The organism is Paracoccus binzhouensis (assembly GCF_016446475.1).
Lineage (GTDB): Bacteria > Pseudomonadota > Alphaproteobacteria > Rhodobacterales > Rhodobacteraceae > Paracoccus > Paracoccus binzhouensis.
In genome coordinates this window covers 1-1,399 of sequence record NZ_JAEHFP010000236.1, presented here as the reverse complement: position 1 = coordinate 1,399, position 1,399 = coordinate 1, and the positions used below count along the sequence as shown (strand labels likewise).

Sequence of the window (1,399 nt, the reverse complement as noted above, 5' to 3'; positions counted from 1 at the left end):
GGCCTGGCCGTGCTGCTGGTCACCGCCCCCGCCCCGGTGCTGGCGGCGCGCCTGGCCTTGCGCGGCCGCGAGGGCGCCGCGGACCGGGCGCGGCGGCTGGACCGGGCCGGATTCGCCCTGCCCGAGGGCATCGCCCATCGGACCGTGATCAACGATGCCAGCGCCGAGATCGGGCTGACGCGCTTCCTGGCGGCGCTGCAGCCCGCCCCCATTCAGCCGGCCGGGTCGTAGCGATGCGGCCGCCGGAACCGCCCATGCCCATCAGCCCACCCCTGCCCCGGACAGCAAGACAGGATCGACCGATGACCCAGACCATCCTTGCCAACGCCATGCTGATCCTGCCCGACCGGGTCCTTCGCGGCCAGATCCGCCTGGCCGAGGGCCGCATCGCCGAAATCGCCGAGGGCGGCGCCGTTCCGCCGAGCGCCGTCGATTGCGCGGGCGACCTGGTCCTGCCCGGCCTGGTCGAGCTTCATACCGACAACCTGGAACGCCACCTGCAGCCGCGCCCCAAGGTCGAATGGCCGCATCAGGCCGCCATCGTCGCCCATGATGCGGAACTCGCCTCGACCGGGATCACCACGGTCTTCGACGCATTGCGCGTGGGTTCGGTCTTCACCAGCTCGAATGTCGGCTATGGCGAATATGCCCGGGCGCTGGCGACCGAGATCCTGCAGCTGCGGGCGCAGGGTGCGCTGCGCATCAGCCATTTCCTGCACCTGCGGGCCGAGATCTGCTCGGAAACCCTGGTCGAGGAAATGGCCAAGTTCGGCCCCGAGGACCGCGTCGGCATCGTCAGCCTGATGGACCACACCCCCGGCCAGCGCCAGTTCCGCGACATCGGCAAGCTGCGCGACTACGTGATCGGCAAGCGCGGCCTGTCCGATGCCGAATTCGACGCCCATGTCGAAAGCCAGCAGGCGCTGCGCGACCGGCTGGGCGCCCTGCACGAGGCCACCGCCGTGGCCGAGGCGCGCCGCTATGGCGCGGTGCTGGCCAGCCATGACGACACCACCGCCGGGCAGGTGGCGGTCTCGGCCAGCCACGGCGCCCGCCTGGCCGAGTTCCCGACCACCGAGGAGGCGGCGCGGGCCTGCCGCGACCGGGGCATCGCGGTGATGATGGGCGCGCCGAACCTGATCCGCGGCGGCAGCCATTCCGGCAATGTCGCAGCCCATGTCCTGGCCGAGGCCGGGCTGCTGGACATCCTGTCCTCGGATTACGTGCCCTCGTCGCTGCTGACGGCGGCGCTGATGCTGGGCGACCTGTGGAACGACATGCCGCGCGGCGTGGCCACCGTCACCTCGGCACCGGCGGCGGCGGCGGGGCTGGCCGACCGCGGCGCGCTGCGTCCCGGCGCCCGGGCCGACGTGATCCGGGTGGCGCGGCTGGGCAATGC

At 72.6% G+C, this 1,399-nt stretch carries 1 protein-coding gene and 1 pseudogene; both read left to right on the top strand.

Features of this window, described 5'->3' with window-relative positions; all coding sequences use genetic code 11:
• Window positions 1-231: pseudogene (locus I9P22_RS24165) on the top strand (phosphonate metabolism protein/1,5-bisphosphokinase (PRPP-forming) PhnN); the annotation flags it as partial.
• A 71-nt stretch (window positions 232-302) separates the two neighbouring features.
• Window positions 303-1,399, top strand: a 1,097-nt coding sequence (locus I9P22_RS24160; RefSeq protein WP_199262761.1) for an alpha-D-ribose 1-methylphosphonate 5-triphosphate diphosphatase, incomplete at its 3' end; no start/stop codon positions are given.